This window comes from Azospirillum sp. B2RO_4 (genome assembly GCF_051124815.1).
Lineage (GTDB): Bacteria > Pseudomonadota > Alphaproteobacteria > Azospirillales > Azospirillaceae > Azospirillum.
In genome coordinates, this window is sequence record NZ_CP118485.1 from 2,752,375 (window position 1) to 2,775,882 (window position 23,508).

Annotated in this window: 20 protein-coding genes; 12 read left to right on the top strand and 8 right to left on the bottom strand. The window is 68.6% G+C overall.

The window, feature by feature from the left end; genetic code table 11:
- Nucleotides 1–129: 129 nt before the first annotated feature.
- The 7 genes from PWS46_RS13265 to PWS46_RS13295 all read left to right on the top strand — a co-directional run bounded on the left by PWS46_RS13265 (nucleotide 130) and on the right by PWS46_RS13295 (nucleotide 8,242).
- Nucleotides 130–1,665: an ATP-binding protein gene (locus PWS46_RS13265; RefSeq protein ID WP_434615988.1), complete on the top strand. Its 1,536-nt coding sequence runs from the start codon at nucleotides 130–132 to the stop codon at nucleotides 1,663–1,665.
- A 220-nt stretch (nucleotides 1,666–1,885) separates the two neighbouring features.
- Entirely contained in the window at nucleotides 1,886–2,941 is a 1,056-nt protein-coding gene (locus PWS46_RS13270; protein WP_434615991.1) for a PstS family phosphate ABC transporter substrate-binding protein, read from the top strand.
- A gap of 60 nt (nucleotides 2,942–3,001) precedes the next feature.
- Nucleotides 3,002–4,384: a phosphate ABC transporter permease subunit PstC gene (pstC, locus tag PWS46_RS13275; RefSeq protein ID WP_434615994.1), complete on the top strand. Its 1,383-nt coding sequence runs from the start codon at nucleotides 3,002–3,004 to the stop codon at nucleotides 4,382–4,384.
- Nucleotides 4,377–5,687, top strand: a complete 1,311-nt coding sequence (pstA, locus tag PWS46_RS13280) for a phosphate ABC transporter permease PstA (protein ID WP_434615997.1) — start codon at nucleotides 4,377–4,379, stop codon at nucleotides 5,685–5,687. Before pstC ends, pstA begins: the two co-directional genes overlap by 8 nt.
- 115 nt (nucleotides 5,688–5,802) lie before the next feature.
- The gene (gene pstB, locus PWS46_RS13285) at nucleotides 5,803–6,549 is read left to right on the top strand and encodes a phosphate ABC transporter ATP-binding protein PstB (RefSeq protein WP_434620014.1); all 747 of its coding nucleotides are present in this window, start codon (nucleotides 5,803–5,805) and stop codon (nucleotides 6,547–6,549) included.
- Between the two features lie 95 nt (nucleotides 6,550–6,644).
- A complete protein-coding gene (gene phoB, locus PWS46_RS13290) occupies nucleotides 6,645–7,349 on the top strand; it encodes a phosphate regulon transcriptional regulator PhoB (RefSeq protein WP_295831640.1) in 705 nt (234 codons plus the stop codon).
- Nucleotides 7,350–7,513: 164 nt separating this feature from the next.
- Nucleotides 7,514–8,242 (top strand): SAM hydrolase/SAM-dependent halogenase family protein, encoded by a 729-nt coding sequence (locus PWS46_RS13295; protein ID WP_434616000.1) that lies wholly within the window; start codon nucleotides 7,514–7,516, stop codon nucleotides 8,240–8,242.
- A 101-nt stretch (nucleotides 8,243–8,343) separates the two neighbouring features.
- Here the strand turns inward: PWS46_RS13295 and PWS46_RS13300 are convergent, their stop codons facing one another.
- From PWS46_RS13300 to PWS46_RS13310, 3 genes are all read right to left on the bottom strand, one after another.
- Nucleotides 8,344–9,069, bottom strand: a complete 726-nt coding sequence (locus tag PWS46_RS13300; RefSeq protein ID WP_149200796.1) for a Bax inhibitor-1/YccA family protein — start codon at nucleotides 9,067–9,069, stop codon at nucleotides 8,344–8,346.
- 146 nt (nucleotides 9,070–9,215) lie between these two features.
- Nucleotides 9,216–11,741, bottom strand: a complete 2,526-nt coding sequence (locus tag PWS46_RS13305; protein WP_434616004.1) for an ABC transporter permease — start codon at nucleotides 11,739–11,741, stop codon at nucleotides 9,216–9,218.
- A gap of 199 nt (nucleotides 11,742–11,940) precedes the next feature.
- Nucleotides 11,941–12,708: an ABC transporter ATP-binding protein gene (locus PWS46_RS13310; protein WP_434616007.1), complete on the bottom strand. Its 768-nt coding sequence runs from the start codon at nucleotides 12,706–12,708 to the stop codon at nucleotides 11,941–11,943.
- A gap of 112 nt (nucleotides 12,709–12,820) precedes the next feature.
- Here PWS46_RS13310 and PWS46_RS13315 point away from each other — a divergent pair, with 112 nt between their 5' ends.
- The 4 genes from PWS46_RS13315 (at nucleotide 12,821) to thpR (ending at nucleotide 16,300) form a co-directional block, all read left to right on the top strand.
- Nucleotides 12,821–13,441: an arylesterase gene (locus tag PWS46_RS13315; RefSeq protein WP_434616010.1), complete on the top strand. Its 621-nt coding sequence runs from the start codon at nucleotides 12,821–12,823 to the stop codon at nucleotides 13,439–13,441.
- 3 nt (nucleotides 13,442–13,444) lie between these two features.
- The gene (locus PWS46_RS13320; RefSeq protein WP_434616013.1) at nucleotides 13,445–14,596 is read left to right on the top strand and encodes an FIST signal transduction protein; all 1,152 of its coding nucleotides are present in this window, start codon (nucleotides 13,445–13,447) and stop codon (nucleotides 14,594–14,596) included.
- 29 nt (nucleotides 14,597–14,625) lie between these two features.
- Complete coding sequence (locus tag PWS46_RS13325; RefSeq protein ID WP_434616016.1) at nucleotides 14,626–15,669, top strand: NADP(H)-dependent aldo-keto reductase; 1,044 nt, start codon at nucleotides 14,626–14,628, stop codon at nucleotides 15,667–15,669.
- A 67-nt stretch (nucleotides 15,670–15,736) separates the two neighbouring features.
- On the top strand, nucleotides 15,737–16,300 hold the full coding sequence (gene thpR, locus PWS46_RS13330; protein WP_434616019.1) for an RNA 2',3'-cyclic phosphodiesterase: 564 nt from the start codon (nucleotides 15,737–15,739) through the stop codon (nucleotides 16,298–16,300).
- Here thpR and PWS46_RS13335 read toward each other — a convergent pair.
- The 3 genes from PWS46_RS13335 to dnaK all read right to left on the bottom strand — a co-directional run bounded on the left by PWS46_RS13335 (nucleotide 16,273) and on the right by dnaK (nucleotide 20,890).
- Nucleotides 16,273–17,457, bottom strand: a complete 1,185-nt coding sequence (locus PWS46_RS13335) for a diguanylate cyclase (protein ID WP_434616022.1) — start codon at nucleotides 17,455–17,457, stop codon at nucleotides 16,273–16,275. The two genes, thpR and PWS46_RS13335, sit on opposite strands and share 28 nt — an antisense overlap.
- A gap of 214 nt (nucleotides 17,458–17,671) precedes the next feature.
- Nucleotides 17,672–18,823 carry a molecular chaperone DnaJ gene (gene dnaJ, locus PWS46_RS13340; protein WP_434616025.1) on the bottom strand — a complete coding sequence of 384 codons (1,152 nt, stop codon included), beginning with the start codon at nucleotides 18,821–18,823 and terminating at the stop codon, nucleotides 17,672–17,674.
- Between the two features lie 150 nt (nucleotides 18,824–18,973).
- Nucleotides 18,974–20,890, bottom strand: coding sequence for a molecular chaperone DnaK (gene dnaK, locus PWS46_RS13345; RefSeq protein WP_434616028.1), 1,917 nt, complete (start codon nucleotides 20,888–20,890; stop codon nucleotides 18,974–18,976).
- Between the two features lie 640 nt (nucleotides 20,891–21,530).
- Here dnaK and PWS46_RS13350 point away from each other — a divergent pair.
- Nucleotides 21,531–21,731, top strand: a complete 201-nt coding sequence (locus PWS46_RS13350; RefSeq protein WP_434616030.1) for a hypothetical protein — start codon at nucleotides 21,531–21,533, stop codon at nucleotides 21,729–21,731.
- A gap of 63 nt (nucleotides 21,732–21,794) precedes the next feature.
- Here the strand turns inward: PWS46_RS13350 and PWS46_RS13355 are convergent, their stop codons facing one another.
- On the bottom strand, nucleotides 21,795–22,325 hold the full coding sequence (locus PWS46_RS13355; protein WP_434616033.1) for a hypothetical protein: 531 nt from the start codon (nucleotides 22,323–22,325) through the stop codon (nucleotides 21,795–21,797).
- Between the two features lie 130 nt (nucleotides 22,326–22,455).
- A complete protein-coding gene (locus PWS46_RS13360; protein ID WP_434616036.1) occupies nucleotides 22,456–23,508 on the bottom strand; it encodes a polysaccharide deacetylase family protein in 1,053 nt (350 codons plus the stop codon).

A 23,508-nucleotide genomic window follows, 5' to 3' on the forward strand; every position in this document is an offset into this window, starting at 1 on the left:
TGAATCTTTTATGACCGTCGCGCGGTGTGCGCGACGATGGTGTAGAAGGGCCGTGCAGGCGGGTGGTGTGGAAGGACCGACCGTCACGCCGCCCGCCCCTAATCCTTACCCGAACCCGGTGCCGAACCCATGCGCCCGAAGGCGTTGCCGCCCGCCCCGCTGTTGACCGCGATCCTGCTGATGCTGGTACCCATGGCCGGCGTGCTTGCCTGGGCGGTCCATGCCGGCGCGCTGCATGGCGTGCTGGCGCTGGTGGCTGGCGCCGCAGCGCTGGCGGGAGCGGTCCTGGTCCTGCGCACCTATCGCAGCAATGCCGATGCGATGACCGACTACGCCGCCCGGCTGGCCGAGACCGACGAGCCGCTGGCTCCGGCCGGCACGCCGCCCGCCTTGAAGGCGCTGGCCGCCACCATCGGCCGGCTGCACCGGGTCGGCCTGCGCCGGGCCGAGGGCGTGCGGCTGCAGCTCGACGCCGACGAGGCGGTGATCGACGCCCTGCCCGCCCCGCTGCTGCTGATGGATGCCGAACGGCAGGTGGTGCGCGCCAACCGAACCGCGCGGGAGCTGTTCGGCGACAAGGTCGTCGACCGCGACCTCGCTTCCTGTCTGCGCACGCCGGCGGTGCTGGAAGCGGTGGATTCGGTGCTGCGCGGCGGTGCGTCGCGTGTCATCGAGTTCACGCTGCCGGTTCCGGTCGAGCGCAGTTTCGAAGCGCAGGTGAAGCCCTTCCAGCGGCTGGTGCCCGAACCCGATCCCTCCCTGCTGGACGGCGATATCGAGGAGGAGCCGGCGCCGCGTCCGCCCACCGTCGCTCGCATGGCGATCCTGACGCTGCACGACGTCACCGCCGCCCGCCGGTCGGAGCAGATGCGCGCCGACTTCATCGCCAATGCCAGCCACGAGCTGCGCACGCCGTTGTCTTCGCTGCTGGGCTTCATCGAAACGTTGCGCGGCCCCGCCCGCGACGATCCGGAGGCGCAGGACCGCTTCCTGGCGATCATGCACGATCAGGCCAGCCGCATGACCCGGCTGGTCAACGATTTGCTGTCGCTGTCCCGCATCGAGCTGGACGAGCATATGCCGCCCAGCGGGCGGGTCGACGTGGTGGAGGAGCTGGAGAACGTCATCGCCGCGCTGCAGCTGAAGGCGGCGGAGCGCCGCATCCGCCTCCATCTCGAAGCGCCGGAGGACCTGCCGGCCGTCGTCGGCGACGAGGACCAGCTGACCCAGGTCTTCCAGAACCTCGTCAGCAATGCGATCAAATACACGCGCGAGGACACCGACGTCACCGTCACCGTCGCGCTGGCCGACGGAGCGGCGGTGGGCTTCACCGGCCTGCCCGCATCCGGCGGTGTGGCGAAGGACAAGCGTACGGCGCGCGGCGGCACTGCCATGGTGGCGGTTTCGGTGCGCGACCGCGGCGACGGCATCGCCCGCACCCATTTGCCCCGCCTGACCGAACGCTTCTACCGGGTCGATGCCGCGCGCTCCCGCGCCATGGGCGGAACCGGGCTGGGGTTGGCCATCGTCAAGCACATCCTGAACCGCCACCGTGGCCGCCTGACCATCGAAAGCGAGGTCGGGGTGGGCAGTGCCTTCACCGTCTATTTGCCGGCGGTGGGAGAGGCGGTTTCTCCCTCTCCCTGGGAGAGGGAGGCCGGGTGAGGGGACGCACTGCGTGTTTTCTCCAAAGCTTCCGCCGCGCTTCCCCTCCCTAACCTCTCTCCCCGGGGGAGAGGGGACTTGGCGGTATGTGAGAGGGACTGGCCATTCTGTGACGCTGTCATGAAAGTGTCATAAAAACGCAATCATTCGGTCGCCCTCCCGGTCTATGGTCCGCGCCATTCCGCTGGACCAGTCTCCGTTTCCTGAAGGAGGGGCACCCGTGACCACCCGGACGCATGTCTTCGCCGCGACCGCCCCGGCCCTGACTCTGGCCTTGGCGCTCGGTCTCGCCGCCGCCCCCGCATCGGCGCAATCGCGCGACCAGATCCGCGCGGTCGGCTCCTCCACCGTCTTTCCCTTCACCACCGCGGTGGCGGAGGCCTTCGGCAAGACCGGAAAGTTCAAGACCCCGGTGGTCGAATCGACCGGCACCGGTGGCGGACTGAAGCTGTTCTGCGCCGGCGTCGGCCCGGCCCATCCCGACATCGCCAACGCTTCGCGCCGGATCAAGAAGTCGGAGGTCGACCAGTGCGCCGCCAACGGCGTCACCACGATGACCGAGCTGAAGATCGGCTATGACGGCATCGCGCTGGCTTCGTCCAAGAAGGCGGCGCCGGTGTCGCTGTCGACCGTCGTGCTGTGGAAGGCGCTGGCGAAGGAGGTGCCGGTGAACGGTGCGCTGGTCGCCAATCCTTACCGGCTGTGGTCCGACATCGACCCGTCGCTGCCCAAGGCGGCGATCGAGGTGCTGGGTCCGCCGCCCACCTCCGGGACGCGCGACACCTTCAACGAATTGGCGATGCTGGAGGGGTGCCGGAAGGTGGCGGACGTCGCCAAGGCGGTTCCCGACGAGAAGGCGCGCGAACGCGCCTGCATGACCATCCGCGAGGACGGCGCCTATGTCGAGGCCGGCGAGAACGACAATCTGATCGTCCAGAAGCTGACCGCCAACCCCAACGCCTTCGGCGTCTTCGGCTACAGCTATCTCGACCAGAACCGCGACACGCTGCAGGCGGCGAAGATGGACGGGGTCGACCTGACGGCGGAGACCGTCGCCGCCGGCAAGTACGAGCTGGCGCGCCCGCTCTACATCTATGTCAAGAACGCCCATGCCGGCGTCATTCCGGGCATCCGCGAGTTCATCGGCGAATACACCTCCGAACGTGCGCTGGGCGACGACGGCTATCTGGTCGACAAGGGCCTGATCCCGGAGCCGAAGGCGCTGCGCGAGGCGGCCCGCGTCGAGGCGGTGAACCTGACCCCGCTCCAGTTTTGACCAGAGCCGTTCTCCGCCTGCCTCTTTTCCGCCTGCCCCTCTTCCGCCGAAGCGACCCGCATGCAGCTGACCTTCCTCGCCCTGATCCTGGCCCTGCTCACCGTGATCGGCTTCCTGATCGGCCGGTCGCGCGCGGCATCGTCGGTCGGCGGGCGGGTGGCGGAGCTGCATTCGGTCCCCTCCTACCATGGCGTCTATGTCGCGCTGTGGGCCGGTCTGCCGGCGCTGCTGCTGTTCGTCGCCTGGACGGCGTCGGAAGGCTGGCTGGCGATGCAGCTGGTGCTGTCGGCCTTGCCGGAGCGGCTGACCACCGGCGACGGCCAGTCGGTCGGCCTGCTGAAGGCCGACATCCTCAATCTCGCCCACGGCATCGCCACTGGGCGCGAGGCCGATCCGCTGGTGATGGAGGCGGCCCGTCGCTACGCCGCCTTGCGCGACCTTGCCGACTGGAGCCTGCTGGCCGTCGGCGCCAGCCTCGCCGTCGCCGGGCTGGCCTGGGGCCGCCATCGCATCGGCCCCGACCTGCGCGCCCGCCCGGCGGTGGAGCGGGTGGTGCGGGTGGCGCTGGTCGTCTGCTCGCTGGTCGCCATCCTGACCACGGTCGGCATCGTCCTGTCGCTGCTGTTCGAGGCGCTTCGCTTCTTCACCGTCGTCTCGCCGCTCGACTTCCTGTTCGGCACCCATTGGAGCCCACAGATGGCGATGCGGGCCGATCAGGTCGGGTCCAGCGGCTCCTTCGGCGCGATCCCGCTGTTCGCCGGGACGCTGCTGATCACCGTCATCGCGATGCTGGTGGCGGTGCCGGTCGGGCTGATGGCGGCGATCTACATGTCGGAATATGCCGGGCGCGGCGTGCGCACCTGGCTGAAGCCGGCGCTGGAGATCCTGGCCGGCATCCCGACGGTGGTCTACGGCTTCTTCGCCGCGCTGACGATGGCGCCCTTCGTGCGCTCGGTCGGCGAGGCTTTGGGGCTGGACGTCAGTTCGGAATCGGCGCTGGCCGCCGGCATCGTCATGGGGGTGATGATCATCCCCTTCGTCAGCTCCCTGTCGGACGACGTCATCAACGCGGTGCCGCAGAGCCTGCGCGACGGCTCCTACGGTCTCGGTGCCACCAAGTCGGAAACCATCAGGCAGGTGGTCCTGCCGGCGGCGCTGCCGGGCATCGTCGCCGCGGTGATGCTGGCGGTCAGCCGCGCCATCGGCGAGACGATGATCGTCACCATGGCGTCCGGCCTGACCGCCAACCTGACCGCCAACCCGCTGCAGGCGGTGACCACCGTCACCACCCAGATCGCCACGCTGCTGGTCGGCGATCAGGAGTTCGACAGCCCGAAGACGCTGTCGGCCTTCGGCCTCGGCCTCGTGCTGTTCCTCGTCACGCTCTGCCTCAACATGGTCGCCCTGCGGGTGGTCCGGACCTATCGGGAGAAATATGACTGACCTCGTCGAGCAGGACGTGGCGGCCGTGACGCCATCCTCCGCCCCCACCCCCGTGAAATCGCGCCTGCGTGGCGAGGCCTTCGCCCGCCGTCTGCGCGCCCGCCACGCCGCGGAGCGCCGCTTCCGGCTGGCCGGGGCCGCCGCGGTGGCGCTGGCGGCGCTGATCCTGGTGCTGCTGCTGGGCTCCATCGTCGCCAAGGGCGCCAGTGCCTTCCTGGAGGCGCGGATCCGGCTGGAGGTGACGCTGGACCCGGCGGAGGTCGCCGACCGCAACTACACCGCCCTGCTGCGCCGGGCGCTCTACGCCCAGTTCCCGCAGGTGACCGACCGCGCCGGCAAGCGCGTTTTGAACGACCTGCTGTCGTCGGGCGCGCCGTACGAGCTGGAGGCGATGGTCGCCAAGGACCCGGCGCTGGTCGGGACGACGCAGACCGTCTGGGTCCGCGCCGACGACCAGATCGACCAGCTGGTGAAGGGCGGCTACCGGCGCGACCTGCCGGAAAGCGAGCGCGGCCTCAGCGATGCCAAGGTTGCGGCAACCGACGCGCTGCTGGCCTCCGGCGCGCTGGCGCAGGGCTTCAACACCACCCTGTTCACCGCCGGCGACAGCCGCGAGCCGGAACAGGCCGGCATCGGCGGCGCCATCGTCGGCTCGCTGCTGACCCTGCTGGTGACCATGGCGCTGTCGGTGCCGGTCGGGATATCCGCCGCGGTCTATCTGGAGGAGTTCGCGCCGAAGAACCGCTGGACCGACCTGATCGAGGTGAACATCAACAACCTTGCCGCGGTGCCGTCGATCATCTTCGGCCTGCTGGGTCTCGCGGTGTTCCTCGGCTTCTTCGGCATGCCGCGCTCCGCCCCGCTGGTCGGCGGGCTGGTTATGGCGCTGATGACGCTGCCGGTCATCATCATCGCGTCCCGCGTCGCGTTGAAATCGGTGCCGCCGTCGATCCGCCAGGCGGCGCTGGGCATCGGCGCCTCTCCCCTGCAGACGGTGCTGCACCATGTGCTGCCACTGGCGATGCCCGGCATCCTGACCGGCACCATCATCGGCATGGCCCGCGCCCTGGGCGAGACGGCGCCGCTGCTGATGATCGGCATGGTCGCCTTCATCGTCGACATCCCCCACGGGCTGACCGACAGCGCCACGGTGCTGCCGGTGCAGATCTACATGTGGGCCGACAGCCCGGAACGTGCCTTCACCGAGCGCACCTCCGCGGCGATCCTGATCCTGCTCGGCGTCCTGATCCTGCTGAACGGGGCGGCCGTGATCCTGCGCAAGATTTTCGAGAGACGGTGGTGAGCGCCCCATGAGCATTCCAGGCAGCATGAAAAGCGGCATCCCGAGCCCGCTGAAGCTGCGGTCCCGTGGCGACCGGCAGCCGGACCGGGCGTCCGCCACCGCCCTGCCCGCCAAGATGACCGCCCGCGGGGTGAAGGTGTTCTATGGCGCCAAGCAGGCGTTGAAGGGCATCGACCTCGACATCCAGGAAAACCGGGTGCTGGCGCTGATCGGCCCGTCCGGCTGCGGCAAGTCGACCTTCCTGCGCTGCCTGAACCGGATGAACGACACCGTCGAGGGCTGCCGGGTCGAGGGGCGGATCGCGCTGGACGGCGAGGACGTCTATGGCAAGGCGGTCGATGCGGTTCAGCTGCGCGCCCGCGTCGGCATGGTGTTCCAGAAACCGAACCCCTTCCCCAAGTCGATCTACGACAACGTCGCCTACGGCCCGCGCATCCATGGCCTCGCGTCCGGACGGGACGAGCTGGACGAGGTGGTGCAGACCTCGCTGAAGCGCGCCGGCCTGTGGGCGGAGGTCAAGGACCGCCTGCGCGAACCCGGCACCAGCCTGTCCGGCGGCCAGCAGCAGCGGCTGTGCATCGCCCGGGCCATCGCCGTCAGCCCCGAGGTGATCCTGATGGACGAGCCCTGCTCGGCGCTCGACCCCATCGCGACCGCCCATATCGAGGAACTGATCGACGAGCTGCGGGCCAACTACACCATCGTCATCGTCACCCACAACATGCAGCAGGCCGCCCGCGTGTCGCAGCGCACCGCCTTCTTCCATCTCGGCGAGATGGTGGAGTGCGACGACACCGAGGAAATCTTCACCAACCCGCGCGACGAGCGCACCCAGGGCTACATCACCGGCCGCTATGGCTGAGCCGCTGTCCCTATGCCCGCCCCCCTTCCCTCCTGTGTTGAAAAGGCTGTGCCATGCCGGTTAACGTCGAGACGCGCGCTGTGAACGGAGCCACCATGAACGCGGCCCTCAAGCCGCTCGTCCTGATCGTCGAGGACGAGGCCGACATCCTGACGCTGCTGAAGTACAACCTGGAAAAGGAAGGCTTCCGCGTCGCCACCGCCAGCGACGGCGAGGAGGCCCTGCTGGCCGCCGGCGAACAGACGCCGCACATCGTGCTGCTCGACTGGATGCTGCCGCTGATGAGCGGGCTGGAGGTCTGCCGCCAGCTGCGCCGCAACGCCAAGACCCGCGACATCCCGATCATCATGCTGACCGCCCGCGGCGAGGAGGGCGACCGGGTGCGCGGCCTGAATTCCGGCGCCGACGACTACATCACCAAGCCCTTCTCCCCCACCGAGCTGGTTGCCCGCATGCGCGCCGTGCTGCGCCGCGCCTCCCCCGGCATGACCGACGAGGTGCTGACCTTCGCCGACGTGACGATGGATCTGGCGGCCCACCGCGTACGCCGCAACAGCCGGGACGTACATCTGGGGCCCACCGAATTCCGCCTGCTGCGCCACTTCATGCAGCATCCCGGCCGCGTCTTCTCGCGCGAACAGCTGCTCGATCTGGTGTGGGGCCATGACGTGTACGTCGAGCCGCGTACGGTCGACGTACACATCCGCCGCCTGCGCAAGGCGATGAACGAAGAGGACGAGCTGGACCTGATCCGCACCGTGCGGTCGGCGGGCTACGCGCTGGATACGAAGTCGGTGTGAGGGGAAGGTTGGGCATGCAAGGTTAGACCCCCACCTATCCTCCCCCGCTGGGCGGGGGAGGGACTGCCGCCGCTCTCCCAAACATGCACTTGTCCCCTCCCCCGCCCAGCGGGGGAGGGTTAGGGTGGGGGTCTAACGCAGCGGCACTGGTGAGATTGCCCGTCATGATCCTGCTCTTCACCGACTTCGGCCTCTCCGGCCCCTATACCGGCCAGATGAAGGCGGTGTTGGCGCAACAGGCACCCACCGTCCCCGCCATCGACCTGTTCGCCGACGCCCCGGCCTTCGACCCGCAGCTTTCGGCCTATCTGCTGGCCGCCTACGCCCCGGCCTTCCCCGCCGGCAGCGTCTTCCTCAGCGTCGTCGATCCCGGCGTCGGCACCGAGCGGCGGCCGGTGATGGTGGAAGCCGACGGGCGCTGGTTCGTCGGCCCCGACAACGGCCTGTTCGCCCTGATCGCCCGCCGCGCAACGTCGCTAAACGCCTGGAAAATCGACTGGATCCCGGACAACCTGTCCGCCAGCTTCCATGGCCGCGACCTGTTCGCTCCCGTCGCTGCGAGCCTCGCCACCGGCCGTCCTGTCGAGCGCAGCCCCCTTCCCGCCTCCGCCATCGACCGGCCGGGCTGGCCGGACGAGCTGCCGCGCATCGTCTATGTCGATGTCTACGGCAACGCCATGACCGGCCTGCGGGCATCCACCCTGCCCGCCGACGCGGTGCTGATCGCCGCCGGAACCCGCATCGCCCGAGCGCGCACCTTCGGTGCCGTCGGGCCGGGACAGCCACTGTGGTACGAGAATTCCAACGGGCTGGCGGAGATCGCCGTCAACCGCGGGCGGGCCGACCGGGTGCTGGGGCTGGCGGTCGGCGACCCGGTGACTGTGGAAACCTGAAGAAGCCCAAAAGAAAACCGCCCGGAAGCGGGTGCTTCCGGGCGGCTGTTGCTTGATCCGATGCCCTGGTCCGATGCTTGTCCGATCAGGCGTCTCGGGGGTCAGTCGTTGTTGCGCTGGCCCAGGAACTGCAGCAGGAACTGGAACAGATTGATGAAGTCCAGGTAGAGCGTCAGGGCGCCCATCAGGGCCAGCTTGCCGGTGCTCTCGTGATCGTAGCCCTCGGCGTAGCTTTCCTTGATCGACTGGGTGTCATAGGCGGTCAGACCGGTGAAGATCAGCACGCCGATGGCGGAGATCGCGAAGTGCAGGGCCGGCGACTGGAAGAAGATGTTCGCCAGGCCGGCGATCACCAGGCCGATGACGCCCATCATCAGGAAGGACCCCATCTTCGACAGGTCGGCCTTCGTGGTGTAGCCGTACAGGCTCATCGCCAGGAAGGTGGCGGCGGTGACGAAGAAGGTCAGCGCGATCGACGCCCCGGTGAAGACCAGGAAGATGGCCGACATCGACAGGCCCATGGCACCGCAATAGGCCCAGAAGATCATCTGTGCCGATGCGAAGGACAGGCGCTGGATGCCGAAGGACAGCACCATGACGAAGGCCAGCGGGGCCAGCATCACCACCCACTTCAGCGGCGTGCCGAAGATGGCCTGGAGCATGGCCGGGCTGGACGACACGAGCGCGGCGACCAGACCCGTCAGGATCAGGCCGGCACCCATGTAGTTGTACACGCGCAGCATGTGCTGCCGCAGGCCTTCGTCGAAGTATCCCCGATCTGTCGCGCGGCCTGCGGTCGCGAAGCGGTTATAGGTCGGGTCTGCCATGGTTTGGTTTCCTCGGTGGAATTGGGTGATCCCGTCGCAGGACATATTGGCGAGTCCGCCATGCGGTTCAATAGGAATCGACAGCGCTTTTTCTAGATGAAAAAGCTTTCACGATTCGTTTTTCCTGCGGCTTTCTGACGCGCGAATCATTCGTTCCGAAGCAATGGTGCCGAAGGCTGGCCCAAAGCCCGCCAAGTACCATAGAACCCGAAAGCGAGCGTGATCGCCGTGCTCAGCAATGCGGTGGTGACGACCGCCGACGGCAGGAAGCTCCATTCCCAATGCATGAGGAACGTCAGCACCGCCCAGGCGGTCAGCGTGCCGATGACACCGGCGATGAGCGCGGTCAGCAGGCCGAGCAACCCATATTCCAGCAGGAAGGCGCGCAGCACGTCGCCGCGCGTCGCCCCAAGCACCTTCAGCACCACCGCATCATAGACCCGGCGGCGATGCCCGGCGGCGACCGCGCCGGCCAGAACCAGCGTGCCGGCGGCCAGCGTGATGCCGGCGACGATGCGCACCGCGGTGCCGATATGGCCCAGCATCTCCGACACCGTGTCCAGCGCGTCCTTGACCCGCACCAAGGTGATGTTGGGAAAGCGTTGCAGCACGGCGCGCTGCACCTGCGTCTCGGCGTCCGGCGTGGCGCGGACGGTGGCGACCCAGGTCTGCGGCGCGCCTTCCAGCGTGCCGGGGGCGAAGACCATGGTGAAGTTGATCGCCATGCTGCTGAAATCGGCGGAGCGCACGTTGGCGACCTTCGCCTCGATGCTGCGGCCCAGGATGTTGATGGTCAGGGTGGCGCCGGGACCGATGCCGAAGGCCTCGGCCACGCTCTGGTGGATGGAGATCAGCGGCGGTCCGGCATAATCCTGCGGCCACCAGCTGCCGGCGGTGACGGTGGAATGCTTCGGCACCGTCGCGGAATAGGTGATGCCGCGGTCGCCGGCCAGGATCCAGGCTTGCTCCGGATTGACCAGCGCCTTTTCGGCCTCCTGCCCGTTCACCCGCTCGATCCGGCCGCGCAGGCTCGGCACCGCCTCGAAGGCGCTGGTGCCGGGAACGGCGGTGACGAGGTCGCGCAGGGGATCGAACTGGTCGCGCTGGATGTCGACGAAGAAGAAGGCGGGGGCGTCCTGCGGGATCGTCTCCGACACCCGGCGGGAGAAGTTGCCCTGGATCAGCGCGATGGCGACCAGCACCGTCAATCCCAGCCCCAGCGACAGCACCACCGCCGCCGTCGGGTTGCCCGGCCGGTGCAGGTTGGCGAGCGCCAGCCGGAGACCGGGGCGCCGGACGCGGCCCACCCGCTTCGCTCCCCAGGTGACCAGCGCCGCCGCGGCGCGGAAGGCGAGGAAGGTGGCGACGGAGCCGCCGACGAACCACAGCGCGAACAGCCTGTTGTGCGCCGTCAGCACCGCCAGCCCGGCGAGCGCCAGGGCCGACAGGATCATGGCGGCGGTATAGGGCGTGCGCGGCCGCCCGCCGGCCGGGGCGATGACGTCGCGGAACAGGGCGCCCGCCGGCACCTCGCGCGCCCGGCCGAGCGGCCACAGCGAGAAGGTCAGCGCCGTCAGCAGGCCATAGAGCGCGGCGAGCGCCAAAGCCCCCGGATAGACGCCGATGTGGGCCGACACCGGCAGCACGCCGTCGAGCAGCCGGCCCAGCGCCAGCGGCGCCACCGCGCCCAGCGCCAGCCCGATGACGATGCCCAGCAGCGCGAGCGCCAGGATCTGCGCCAGATAGAGCTGGAACACCAGCGCGCCGGGCGCGCCGATGCACTTCATCATGGCGATGGTGCGGGCGCGCGAGTCCAGATGGCTGCGCACCGCGTTGCCCACCCCGACGCCGCCGACCAGCAGCGCGGTCAGCCCGACCAGCGTCAGGAACAGCGTCATGCGGTCGATGAAGCGTTCGATCTGCGGCGAGGCGTTGGTGTAGTCGCGCATCCGCCAGGGCGCATCGGGAAAGCGGGCGCGAAGGGTCTCCTGCCACGCCTTCAGGTCGGTCTGCGGCGGCAGCGCCACCTTGGCGCTCCACCAGGTGAGGCTGCCCGGTTGCAGCAACCCGGTGCCCTGCAGCGACGGCAGCGCCACCATCAGGCGCGGCCCCAACGAGAAGGCGTTGGAGGACGCGCGGTCCGGCTCGCGGTCCAGCACGGCGGCGACGCGGTAGACGCCTTCGCCGACGCGGATGGTGTCGCCGGGCTTCACCCCCAGCCGGTCGGTCAGGCTGGCCTCGACCACCGCACCCCAGCGGCCGTTCTTCTGCGCCAGCGCGTCCTGCAGGTCGCCGCCGCCCTCCAGCGTGACGGTGCCGTAGAGCGGATAGAGGTCGTCCACCGCCTTCAACTCGACCAGGGAGGAGCGCGTCTCGTCGCCGGCGCGGGCCATCGCCCGCATCTCGGCGGAGGTCGACACCCGGCCATCGGCTTTCAGGGCGGCCATCTGGTCGCCGGACGGCGGGCTATAGAGTTGCCGCAACGCGACGTCACCGCCCAGGATCGACCGCCCGTCGCTCGCCAGCCCGTCGAGCAGCCCGCTCGACACCGACTGCACCGACGCAATGGCCGCCACCCCCAGCGCGAGGCAGGCGAGGAAGACCCAGAAGCCCTTCAGGCCGGTGCGCAGCTCCCGCCGGGCAAGGCGGAGCGCGAGGGTGAGGTTGGTCATCTTGCGGCCCCCTCACACCCGCACTCGTCCCCTCTCCCCCCCGGGGAGAGGGTTAGGGTGAGGGGGACGCGTGGCGAGGAGTATTCTGGTGAAAAGCGCATTGCGCGCCGAGCCACGCCACGCTGTGCGTCCCCCTCACCCCGACCCTCTCCCCGGGGGGGAGAGGGGGAAACGGCCCGTGTAAGTTCTCCCATCCCCCTCACTCCCCCGCCGCCTGCAGCTTCGCGCGGCGCGCCGCCTGCCCGTCGTCGGCGATGCGGCCATCCGCCAGCCGCACCGTGCGGTCGCAGCGGGCGGCCAGCGTCTGGTCGTGGGTGATCAGCACCAACGTCGTGCCGCGCCGCTCGGCAAGATCGAACAGAAGCTTCACGATGGTGGCGCCGGTGTCGATGTCGAGGTTGCCGGTCGGCTCGTCCGCCAGCAGCAGCGACGGCTCGGTGACGAAGGCGCGGGCCAGCGCGGTGCGCTGCTGCTCGCCGCCCGAAAGCTGACCGGGGTAATGGTGGATGCGGTGGCCCAGGCCCACCTGTTCCAGCCCGATGCGGGCGCGGTCGAAGGCGTCGGCGACCCCGGCGAATTCCAGCGGGATGGCGACATTCTCCAGCGCCGTCATCGTCGGCACCAGATGGAAGGCCTGGAAGACGATGCCGACATGCTGCCGGCGGAAACGCGCCAGACCATCCTCGTTCAGGCGCCCGAGATCCTGGCCGGCGACGCGGACGGTGCCGCCGCTGGGGCGTTCCAGACCGGCCATCACCATCATCATGGTCGATTTGCCGGAGCCGCTGGGACCGACCACGCCGACCCGCTCCCCGGCCGCCACCTGAAGATTCACGCCGCGCAGGATGTTGACGGGTCCGGCACCGCTGTCCAATTTCAGGTGGACGTCGTCGAGTTCAACGATGATTTCGTTGGAAGACCGGGCGATGGATTTTGACGACGTTGCAGAGGACTGAGCCTTGGACATGCGATTCTCGCACAAGCGGAACGGACCATCGCCATATGGCGCGACCCGCCGGGCTTTCAACATGGGCGCCCTCGCCGGGTCGCTGGCCTTCCTTTTCGCCGCAGGGGTATCGATGACCGTTCCGACCCGCGCGGATGCCGCGCAGCCGGTGAAGCTGCTGGCGCTGGGCGACAGCCTGACCGCGGGCTACGGGTTGCCGGAACAGCAGGGGTTCACCCGCCAGCTGGAAAAGGCGCTGGCCGCCAAGGGCTATGACGTAACCGTCATCAATGCCGGCGTGTCGGGCGACACCACAGCCGGCGGCCGGGCGCGTCTGGACTGGGCGCTGGCCGACAAGCCGGACGCCGCCATCGTCGAGCTGGGCGCCAACGACATGCTGCGCGGGCTCGATCCCGATCAGGCCAAGGCGAATCTCGACGTCATCCTGAAGACGCTGAAGGAGCGCAAGATTCCGACGCTGCTGGCCGGCATGCTCGCCTCGCCCAGCCTGGGCAAGCCCTACACCGACAAATTCAACGCCATCTATCCCGATCTGGCGAAGAGCTACGACCTGCCGCTCTATCCCTTTTTCCTCGATGGGGTGGCGCTGGACCGCTCGCTGATCCAGCCGGACGGGATGCATCCCAATGCCCAGGGCGTGGCGGTGATCGTGGAGCGCATCCTGCCCTCCGTCACTGCGCTGCTCGACGGCCTCCCCAATATGGGCAAGACTACAGCCAAGACCGGAGGCTGACCCATGACCGTGACCCTCGACAGCGACACCCGCTTTCACGCCGCCTGCGCCGCCGGGGCGGAATGGGGGCCGACGGTCAAGGCCTGTCTCGACCGGCTGGGGCCGGTCGCCGGCTGCAACCTGGGTTTCGTCTACTTGACCGACGGGCTGGCGGAGCATGCGACCAGCATCGTCACCCTGCTGCGCGGCGTCACCGGCATCCGCCATTGGGTCGGCACCGCCGGCATCGGCGTGATGGCCAATGGCGAGGCCCTGTTCGACGAGCCGGGGATGGCGATCATGGCCGCCCGCCTGCCGGAGGACAGCTTCCGCCTGTTCCCCACCCTGACCGACGGGCTGGAGCCGCTGCGCGGCAGCGCCGGCGGCTGGCTCGACAAGCATGGCGCGGCGCTGGCGCTGGTCCATGTCGACCCGCACCATGCCGACATGGCCGGGCTGGTCGCCCGTCTGTCGGAGGAGGCCGGCGTCTTCCTGGTCGGCGGCCTGACCGCCTCGCGCGGGGAATTCCCGCAGATCGCCGCCGGGGCCGAGGATGCCGATCCGGTCACCGAGGGCGGCGTGTCGGGCGTGCTGTTCGCACCGAACCTGCCGGTCGCCACCGCCCTGACCCAGGGCTGCCGCCCGATCGGGCCGACGCGCACCGTCACCGCCAGCGACGACAACGTGATCCTGGAAATCGACAACCGCCCGGCGCTGGAAATCTTCAAGGAGGACATCGGGCCGGAGCTTGCCGCCGACCTGCGGCAGGTCGCCGGGGTGATCTGCGCCGGGCTGCCGATTGCCGGCTCCGACACCCAGGATTATCTGGTGCGCGACCTGATCGCCATCGACCCGCGCGCCGGCTGGATCTCCATCGCCGAGCGGGTGACGACCGGCCAGCCGGTGATGTTCACCCGCCGCGATCCGGAGACCGCCACCGCCGACATGCGCCGGATGCTGGACAGCCTCAAGAAACGGGTGAAGGCGACGCCGAAGGGAGCGGTGTATGTCAGTTGCATCGCCCGTGGCCCCGGCCTGTTCGGCGCCGCGAACGCCGAGCTGTCGATGATCCGCGACACCTTCGGCGACATCCCGCTGACCGGCTTCTTCGCCTCGGGCGAGGTGTCGCACAACCGGCTCTATGGCTACACCGGCGTGCTGACGCTCTTCCTCTAAAAGATCATTACGGATAAGGAACGTTCCGGATGCAGTATCGTCCGCTTGGCCGCACCGGCCTGTCGGTCAGCGCCATCGGCCTGGGCACCATGACCTGGGGCCGCCAGAACACCGAGGCCGAAGGCCACGCCCAGATGGATGCCGCGCTCGACCGCGGCATCAATTTCTGGGACACGGCGGAGATGTACGCCATCCCGCCCACCGCCGACACCTATGGCAAGACCGAGGCGGTGATCGGCGGTTGGTTCCAGTCGCGCGGCAAGCGTGACAAGGTGATCCTCGCCAGCAAGATCATCGGCGCGCCGGCCGGCGGCTTCGGTTGGGTGCGCGAGGGCAAGTCGCGGCTCGACCGCGCCAACCTCTTCGCCGCGGTGGAGGCCAGCCTGTCGCGGCTGCAGACCGACTACATCGACCTCTACCAGATCCATTGGCCCGACCGCGTCACCAACCGCTTCGGCGTCCGCACCTACCGCCACAAGCCCGAACAGGACGGCGTGCCGATCGAGGAAACGCTGGCGGCGCTGGCCGAACTGGTTCAGGCCGGCAAGATCCGCCATGTCGGCCTGTCGAACGAAAGCCCGTGGGGCGTGATGCGCTGGCTGCGCGCCGCCGAGGTGGCGGGGTTGCCGCGCGTCGCCTCCATCCAGAACGCTTACAACCTGCTGAACCGGACCTTCGAGAATGGCCTGTCGGAAGTGGCCCTGCGCGAGGATGTCGGGCTGCTGGCCTATTCGCCGCTGGGGGCCGGCACGCTGACCGGCAAATATCTGAACGGCGCCGTCCCGCCGGGCAGCCGCCGCGCGCTCGACCACCGGCCGTCGCGCTACGCCACCGTCAATGCCGACGCGGCGACGGAGGCCTATCTGGACATCGCCCGCCGCCACGGTCTGGCGCCCAACCAGATGGCCATCGCCTTCACGCTGCAGCAACCCTTCGTCACCTCGTCCCTGATCGGGGCGACGACGATGGAAACGCTGATCTCCAACATCGACTCGATCGACGTGACCCTGTCGCCGGAGGTGATGGCGGAGATCGACGCCGTGCACAACCGCATGCCGGATCCGTGTCCGTAAGCTGCCTTACGGCCCACTCCCTTTTCCGAAAGGGGGTGGGCCGTAGCAGCACCCCCGGAGGTGTTCCATGCTCCGCCTGTTCGTCGCACTCGACCTGACGGAGGAGATTCGCCAGCGGCTGGCCGGGCTGGCCGGCGGGGTGCCCGGCGCGCGCTGGACCGAACCGGAGGCGATGCACCTGACCCTGCGCTTCATCGGCGAGGTGCCGGAGGATCAGGCGATGGACATCGACGCCGCCCTTGCGGAGGTCCGGGCGCCGGCGTTCCAACTCACCCTCGACGGCGTCGGCATGTTCGGCAGCGGACGCAGGGCGCGGGTGCTGTGGGCGGGGGTGGAGCGCAACGAGGCGCTGGCCCATCTGCAGGCCAAGGTCGAATCTGCCCTGGTGCGTTGCGGCCTGCCGGCGGAGGAGCGAAAGTTCTCCCCCCACATCACGCTGGCCCGGCTGAGGGACGCGCCGGCCGACCGCATCGGCCGCTTCCTGTCCGACCGCGGCCTGTTCCGTGCCGGGCCGATGCCGGTCGATCACATCACGCTCTACCGCAGCCATCTCGGCAACGGCGGTGCGGTGTATGAGGCGCTGCGGGACTATCCGCTGGAAGGTCAGGCGGTGATGCCGTCCCAGGGCTGAGCCTCGGCGGGGCCGTTGCCGCCGCCGGTGACCACACGATCCTTGCCGTCCTGCTTGGCGCGGTACATGCGCTGGTCGGCCAGTTCGACCAGGGACTCCCAGTCGGCGGGGCGGTCGGCCGTCTGTTCGGCGATGCCGATGCTGGCGGTCTGCAGGCTGCCGTCCGGCCGCTTGCCGAATCCGGCGCGCCGCATCCGCTCCACCGCGATCATCGCGCCTTCGACCGGGGTGTCCGGCATGACGACCAGGAACTCCTCCCCGCCCCAGCGCACCAGCGCGTCGGACTGGCGCAGCAGGCTGCGGATGGTGTTGGCGGCATGGCGCAGGACGCGGTCGCCCTCCTCATGGCCATAGCGGTCGTTGACCGCCTTGAAGTCGTCCAGATCGACGAAGATCGCCGACAGCGGCTGCGCCGCCCGTTCAGCGTGGGCGACCTGGAGCTTCAGCAACTCCTCGCCGATGCGGCGTGAGAAGGCCCCGGTCAGCGCGTCGTGCGCCGCCTGTTCCAGCAGCGCGATCATGAAATGCAGCTGGCTGATCGCCGCCAGCGTCGCCACCACCGCGATCAGCGCCAGCAGCCACAGCGCGCTGATGTAGGAGGGAAACGGCATCACCAGCGAGCCGTAGAAGCCGGCGGCCAGATGGGCGCCCAGCATCGGGGCGGCGAACAGCGCGCCCTCCAGCGCGGTCAGCGGAAAGACGCTGAGCCCCGCCACCATCACGAAGGGCAGATAGCCGTAGCCGGCGCTGACGGCGATGCGCAGGTCGTCGACACCCTGGTTGTAGAGCAGCGGGTGCGAGATGGCGAAGAACAGCGTCGGGATCGCCAGCAGCGCGGTCAGCCGCCACCAGGCGCAGGTCATGTCCTCGCACGACCGGCGGTCGAAGGCGAGCGCCAGGAAGGCGGCACTGGCGCTCAGACGCAGGACGATCAGCCAGACCGCCAGCCTCCATTCGAAGACGGTGACGTCGATGGCGATCCACAGCGGCGTCAGGACGCCGAAGATCAGCGCCACCATGCGCACGCGCGACTGGATCATCGCGGCGCGGCGGCGCTGCAGGATCGGCGTGTGACCGGCCGGACGGATCAGGTCGGGCAGTTCGTCGCCGCGGACGAAGGCGCCGAACAGGGCGGCAAGAAGCCTGTCAACCCGCATCAGGCAGCCTGCCCCCGGCACCGGCCGGACATGTCGCCAATGGATTAGCCATGCTGGGTGATTACACGGGCATGACCTCCCCTTCAACGGCTTTCGCGCTGAAACGGCTCATAAGTTGCCGGAAAACGCGGAAAGATCCCGGCATGCGACAAAAAGTAACGGGCGGCGCATCACCGATACGCCGCCCGTCGATAATTTTCGCATTGGTGAAGGATCAGTCCTTCAGGTCCTCCCAAAGCTCCTTCACCTTGGCGAAGAAGCCCTCCGACTGCGGGTTCGACCCTTCCTTAGCGGCGCCCTCGAACTCGCGCAGCAGTTCCTGCTGGCGCTTGGTCAGGTTCACCGGGGTCTCGACCACCGCCTGGATGTACATGTCGCCGCGCTGGGCGCTGCGCAGCACCGACATGCCCTTGCCCTTGATGCGGAACTGGTGGCCGGACTGGGTGCCCGGCGGCACCGTCACCTTGGTGCGGCTGCCGTCGATGGTCGGCACCTCCACCGAACCGCCGAGCGCCGCCGTGGTCATCGGGATCGGCACCCGGCAGTGGATGTTGGCGCCGTCGCGCTGGAAGATCGGGTGCGGCGCCAGCGCCAGGAAGATGTAGAGGTCGCCGGCCGGCGCCCCGCGCAGCCCCGCCTCGCCCTCGCCGGCCAGACGGATGCGGGTGCCGTCCTCGACGCCGGCGGGGATGTTGACCTGCAGGGTCTTTTCCTTGCGCAGACGGCCGGAGCCGCCGCAGTTCTTGCAGGCGTCCTTGATGACCTTGCCGGCGCCGTGGCAGCCGGGGCAGGTCCGCTCGATGGTGAAGAAGCCCTGCTGCGCCCGCACCTTGCCGTGACCCTGGCAGGTCGGGCAGGTGATCGGCTGGGTCCCCGCCGCGGCGCCGGAGCCGTTGCAGCTGTCGCACTGCACGGTGGTGGGCACGCGGATGGTGGTCTGGGTGCCCTTGAAGGCGTCCTCCAGCCCGATCTCCAGATTGTAGCGCAGGTCCTGGCCGCGGCCCGACGCACCGCCGCCGCCGCGGCGTCCGCCCATGAATTCGCCGAACATCTCGTCGAAGATGTCGGCGAAGCCGCCGCCGCCGCCGAAGTCGAAGTTGAAGCCGCCGGCGCCCGCACCCGGTCCCGGACCACGGCCGTTCTCGAAGGCGGCGTGGCCGAACCGGTCGTAGGCCGCGCGCTTCTGATCGTCCTTCAGGACGTCGTACGCTTCGCTGATTTCCTTGAACTTCTGCTCGGCGTCCTTGTCACCCTGGTTGCGGTCCGGGTGGTACTGCATCGCCATCTTGCGATAAGCTTTTTTCAGCTCATCCGCGCTGGCGTTCTTCGCCACACCGAGCAGCTCGTAATAATCCTGTTTCGCCATGGGGGCCGACCGCCTTTGAGTCGTTCTGGTCCAAACTGTCCGCGTCGCGCCGGAGCCTGACCCCAGCATACCGAAGGCCCGCCGCCGGGAAAAGGCGGCGGGCCATCGATGCTCGCGTCAGGTCCGTATCAAAAAGAAGCTGGCCTAACCTCAGGCCGACTTCTTCTTGTCGTCCTGGACCTCTTCGAAGTCGGCGTCGACGACGCCCGGCTCGTTCGGCTGGGCGCCCGGCGCCTCGCCGCCCGCAGCCGGGGCCTCGCCCTGGCCGGCCTTGTACATCGCCTCGCCCAGCTTCATCGAGACCTGGGCCAGCGCCTCGGTCTTCGCCTTGATGCCGTCCAGATCCTCGCTGTCCAGCACCGACTTCAGCTCGGCGACGGCAGCCTCCGCGGCGGTCTTGTCGGAGGCCGGGATCTTGTCGCCGTTCTCCTTGATGGTCCGCTCGGTGGTGTGGATCAGGGCGTCGGCATGGTTGCGGGCGTCGACCAGCTCGCGGCGCTTCTTGTCGTCGGCGGAGTGGGCCTCCGCGTCCTTGACCATCTTCTGGATGTCGGCGTCCGACAGGCCGCCCGAGGCCTGGATGCGGATCTGCTGCTCCTTGCCGGTCGCCTTGTCCTTCGCCGTGACGCTGACGATGCCGTTGGCGTCGATGTCGAAGGTCACCTCGATCTGCGGCACGCCGCGCGGGGCCGGCGGGATGCCGACCAGATCGAACTGGCCCAGCATCTTGTTGTCGGCCGCCATCTCGCGCTCGCCCTGGAAGACGCGGATGGTGACGGCGTTCTGGTTGTCCTCGGCGGTCGAGAAGGTCTGGCTCTTCTTCGTCGGGACCGTGGTGTTGCGGTCGATCAGACGGGTGAAGACGCCGCCCAGCGTCTCGATGCCCAGCGACAGCGGGGTGACGTCGAGCAGCAGGACGTCCTTGACCTCGCCCTTCAGCACGCCGCCCTGGATGGCGGCGCCGATGGCGACCACCTCGTCCGGGTTCACGCCGCGGTGCGGCTCACGGCCGAAGAACTGCTTCACCGCGTCGATGACCTTGGGCATGCGGGTCATGCCGCCGACCAGGATCACCTCGTCGATCTCGCTGGCCTTCAGGCCGGCGTCCTTCAGGGCCGCCTTGCAGGGCTCGATCGTGCGCTGCACCAGATCGTCCACCAGGGCTTCCAGCTTGGCGCGGGTCAGCTTGATGTTCAGGTGCTTCGGACCGGTCTGGTCGGCGGTGATGAAGGGCAGGTTGACTTCGGTCTGCGTGGTGGACGACAGCTCGATCTTCGCCTTCTCCGCAGCTTCCTTCAGGCGCTGCAGCGCGAGCTTGTCCTTGCGCAGGTCGATGCCCTGCTCCTTGTTGAACTCGTCGGCCAGATACTCGATGACCCGGCTGTCGAAGTCCTCGCCGCCCAGGAAGGTGTCGCCGTTGGTCGACTTCACCTCGAACACGCCGTCGCCGATCTCCAGCACGGAGATGTCGAAGGTGCCGCCGCCCAGGTCATAGACCGCGACGGTGCCGGTGCCCTTCTTCTCCATGCCGTAGGCGAGCGCGGCGGCCGTCGGCTCGTTGATGATGCGCAGCACGTCCAGGCCGGCGATCTTGCCGGCGTCCTTGGTGGCCTGGCGCTGGCTGTCGTTGAAGTAGGCCGGGACGGTGATGACCGCCTGCGTGACCTTCTCGCCCAGATAGTTCTCGGCGGTCTCCTTCATCTTGGTGAGGATGAAGGCGCTGATCTGGCTGGGGCTGTACTTCTTGCCGTGCGCCTCGACCCAGGCGTCGCCGTTGTCGCCGGAGATGATGCGGTAGGGAACCAGGCCCTGGTCCTTCTTCGTCAGCGGATCGTCGAAACGGCGGCCGATCAGACGCTTGATGGCGAAGAGGGTGTTTTCCGGATTGGTGACCGCCTGGCGCTTGGCGGGCTGGCCGATCAGCCGCTCGCCGCCCTGGCTGAAGGCGACCATGGACGGCGTGGTCCGCGCGCCCTCGGCGTTCTCGATCACCTTGGCGCTGCCGCCTTCCATCACGGCGACGCACGAGTTCGTGGTGCCGAGGTCGATACCAATCACTTTGCTCATGTTCAGCCTCTTTCGTTCGGCAGATGCGTGGCGGCCCGTCTGGTCCGGCACCGCCGCGATCCCCATAGGGTCGGTGAAACGTCGGTGGAGCGCGTGGGGGTCCGGCGCCCGGGGGAACGATGCTTGAGAGCAAGGCCCCCGGGTCCGGCCCGTGCTGGCGGAGATATAGGCGGAGCCGTTTCGGGCTGCAACAGGGTGGAGCGCCTTTCGACCCGCAAATACGGCGAAAAAGCGCTGCCGCGACATCCTCCGCCACGCCGTTGCCGTCCCGCTGCTCTTCGCAATAGAATACCGGTGTATTCAAGCAAGCGAAGGCGAGTATCCCGATAATCACCCTCTCTGATTCAAATCGTCACAGATGTTACAAGTGAATAATACTTCGATTATGAACCAACCAATGCAGTTAACCTTTCATTAACAAGCAATGGCGTGCAGAGCCTCTTCCAATCAATTCGCGGTTGCTGTGTTTATTCAAGTTCCAGAGAATCTATATAGTGAAAAACCAAAAGGAATATGCTATCTCCTTTGTGTCATAAGGGACGACCGCAAGGGATTGGGCCAGCGACGCTTCCGTCGCCGCCACCGGAGCATGCGGTTCCATGCAAAGCTGGTCACACAGGTGTGAAAGGGAAGCGCGATAATGGACGAACGACGCGATGTGGCACTGGCCATCAAGTCCTGCCTGGACAGCCTGATGAGCGACGCGACGCGCTGCGACCTCGACGACCTGGCGCGCTTCATCAGCCTCGCGGCCCTCGCCGCGGAAGAGGCGGCCGTCGCCCACGACCCCCAGGCCGTCCGCCTGAAGGCGCTGATGGCGACCGGGGCCGGCCACTGCTGACCGGCACCCCGGCCTGCCTTGAATTGCAGGGGCGGAAGCCCCTCTGCCCTACAGGATCCTGCCTTACAGGATCTGGGCGTTGCGGATGGCGTCGTCGATCCGGCCCAGCATCTCGGCACAGGATTCATCGCCATCCATCAGGTCGGGAAGCGCGAAGCTGAACATCGCGACCGCGGCCACACTCCCCGCCGCATCCGGCCGTTCCGCGCCGACCAGCCACAGATAGTGGGTCTCGGCGCGGCCTTCCTCCTCCGTCCGCATCATCGCCTGGGCGATCACGGCGCCGTCGGCGCGGCTGTCCACCGTCCGGTCGCCCGCCCGCGGGTCCTGCGGCCGGACGAAGCGCAGCGCCATCTCCTGCAGGGTGGCTGCCGTTCCGCCGGAGTCCGGCCGCGGCACCACCCGGTCGGTCACCAGCCGCAGCACGCCGGCGGCCGGCGGCGGCGGCCGGAAGGTGCCCACCGGCTGCCCTTCATGCTCTTCCACATCGACCGCCCAGCCGGCCGGCAGCCGGAACCGCACCGTGTCGGACCAGCCGATGTCGGAGCCGGGACCGTTCCCCTGCCCGTCCGGTGAATAGCTATCGTCGGCCATCGCCTGCTCCCGAAAAATCGCCGCGTGCTGCTGTGGCACGCCGGGACCGGCACCATAGGCGGCGGCCGTCCTTCCGCCAATGCCCGTTTGGACCGGTCGGGATTGCCGCCGCGACCGCTTGCGCCGGGATTTACTCGGGGATCAGGAACTGCACGCCCAGCCAGCGCCAGCGGCCGTCGGCGGCCGGCAGGGTGCAGTTGACGCGGGCGCGGCCCGGCGGGAAGGGATCCTTGATGCGGACCTCCACCCGATCCTCGGCGATGCGCTCCAGCGCGGTGCGGCCCTGGCCGGTGGCGAAGCAGGCGAGCTTGGAGCTGTCGCCCACCCCGTCGGCGATGGTGAAGCCCAGCGGCGGCGGGTTGACGGTGACCAGCGGGTCGTCGGGCGTCAGGTCCGACACCGGCAGCGGCAGCGCGTTGGCGGCCAGTTCGAAACGGTCGGCGCTGCCGTAGGTCTCGTTCATGACGAAGCGCGGCAGGCTCCAGGGATCGGCCTGCGGGTGCAGGACCCCCGACTGCTGGCCGAAGGCGGCGGTGAAGCCCTGGTCGACCACCAGCTGCCGCACGGCCAGCGAATATTCCCCCTGCGGATAGGCGAAGACCGCCGGGCGCTTGCCCAGTTCGGTCTGGAAGCGGTCGGACATCCGGCGCAGGTCGGCCGCCAGCTGGTCCGGGCTGCGCGCCAACATCGACTGGGTCGAGGTGCCGAGCGCCCCGATGGTGACCCCCGCCGCCGCCAGCTGGCGGATTTCGGCCCAGGTCATGTGGGTGGGAGCGCCACGATCCACCGCGTCGGTGGCGACGAACAGGGTAAAGGGCAGATTGGCCGCCTTCAGCCGCGGCCAGGCCTCGGTGAAGGCGGAGCGGCTGGCCTCGTCGATGGTGATCGCCACCGTGCGGTCGGGCAGCGGCTTGCCGGTGCGCAGGGCGTCCAGGATCTTCGGCAGCGGCAGGACGTGGTAATCGCCGTCGGTCAGCTCGTCGAGATGGGCTTCGAACTGGTCGATTCGGATGCTGATCGAGGGGTTCTGGTCCTCGCCGAAGCGGTCATAGGCGAAGACCACCGCGCTGGCGCCCAGCGGTGAAGCGGATTCGGCGGCGGCGGGCCGGGACACCGGCACGAACGCGGTCCAGACGGACAGCGCGGCGGCGGCGAGTACCCTGACGGCACGACGGAACGGCAT

Excerpts from the sequence above, each read along its gene's own strand:
- PWS46_RS13265 (WP_434615988.1), top strand. The coding sequence starts at position 130 with ATGCGCCCGAAGGCGTTGCCGCCCGCCCCGCTGTTGACCGCGATCCTG.
- pstC (WP_434615994.1), top strand. The coding sequence starts at position 3,002 with ATGCAGCTGACCTTCCTCGCCCTGATCCTGGCCCTGCTCACCGTGATC.
- pstA (WP_434615997.1), top strand. The coding sequence starts at position 4,377 with ATGACTGACCTCGTCGAGCAGGACGTGGCGGCCGTGACGCCATCCTCC.
- pstB (WP_434620014.1), top strand. The coding sequence starts at position 5,803 with ATGACCGCCCGCGGGGTGAAGGTGTTCTATGGCGCCAAGCAGGCGTTG.
- phoB (WP_295831640.1), top strand. The coding sequence starts at position 6,645 with ATGAACGCGGCCCTCAAGCCGCTCGTCCTGATCGTCGAGGACGAGGCC.
- PWS46_RS13295 (WP_434616000.1), top strand. The coding sequence starts at position 7,514 with ATGATCCTGCTCTTCACCGACTTCGGCCTCTCCGGCCCCTATACCGGC.
- PWS46_RS13300 (WP_149200796.1), bottom strand. The coding sequence starts at position 9,069 with ATGGCAGACCCGACCTATAACCGCTTCGCGACCGCAGGCCGCGCGACA.
- PWS46_RS13305 (WP_434616004.1), bottom strand. The coding sequence starts at position 11,741 with ATGACCAACCTCACCCTCGCGCTCCGCCTTGCCCGGCGGGAGCTGCGC.
- PWS46_RS13310 (WP_434616007.1), bottom strand. The coding sequence starts at position 12,708 with ATGTCCAAGGCTCAGTCCTCTGCAACGTCGTCAAAATCCATCGCCCGG.
- PWS46_RS13315 (WP_434616010.1), top strand. The coding sequence starts at position 12,821 with ATGACCGTTCCGACCCGCGCGGATGCCGCGCAGCCGGTGAAGCTGCTG.
- PWS46_RS13320 (WP_434616013.1), top strand. The coding sequence starts at position 13,445 with ATGACCGTGACCCTCGACAGCGACACCCGCTTTCACGCCGCCTGCGCC.
- PWS46_RS13325 (WP_434616016.1), top strand. The coding sequence starts at position 14,626 with ATGCAGTATCGTCCGCTTGGCCGCACCGGCCTGTCGGTCAGCGCCATC.
- thpR (WP_434616019.1), top strand. The coding sequence starts at position 15,737 with ATGCTCCGCCTGTTCGTCGCACTCGACCTGACGGAGGAGATTCGCCAG.
- PWS46_RS13335 (WP_434616022.1), bottom strand. The coding sequence starts at position 17,457 with ATGCGGGTTGACAGGCTTCTTGCCGCCCTGTTCGGCGCCTTCGTCCGC.
- dnaJ (WP_434616025.1), bottom strand. The coding sequence starts at position 18,823 with ATGGCGAAACAGGATTATTACGAGCTGCTCGGTGTGGCGAAGAACGCC.
- dnaK (WP_434616028.1), bottom strand. The coding sequence starts at position 20,890 with ATGAGCAAAGTGATTGGTATCGACCTCGGCACCACGAACTCGTGCGTC.
- PWS46_RS13350 (WP_434616030.1), top strand. The coding sequence starts at position 21,531 with ATGGACGAACGACGCGATGTGGCACTGGCCATCAAGTCCTGCCTGGAC.
- PWS46_RS13355 (WP_434616033.1), bottom strand. The coding sequence starts at position 22,325 with ATGGCCGACGATAGCTATTCACCGGACGGGCAGGGGAACGGTCCCGGC.
- PWS46_RS13360 (WP_434616036.1), bottom strand. The coding sequence starts at position 23,508 with ATGCCGTTCCGTCGTGCCGTCAGGGTACTCGCCGCCGCCGCGCTGTCC.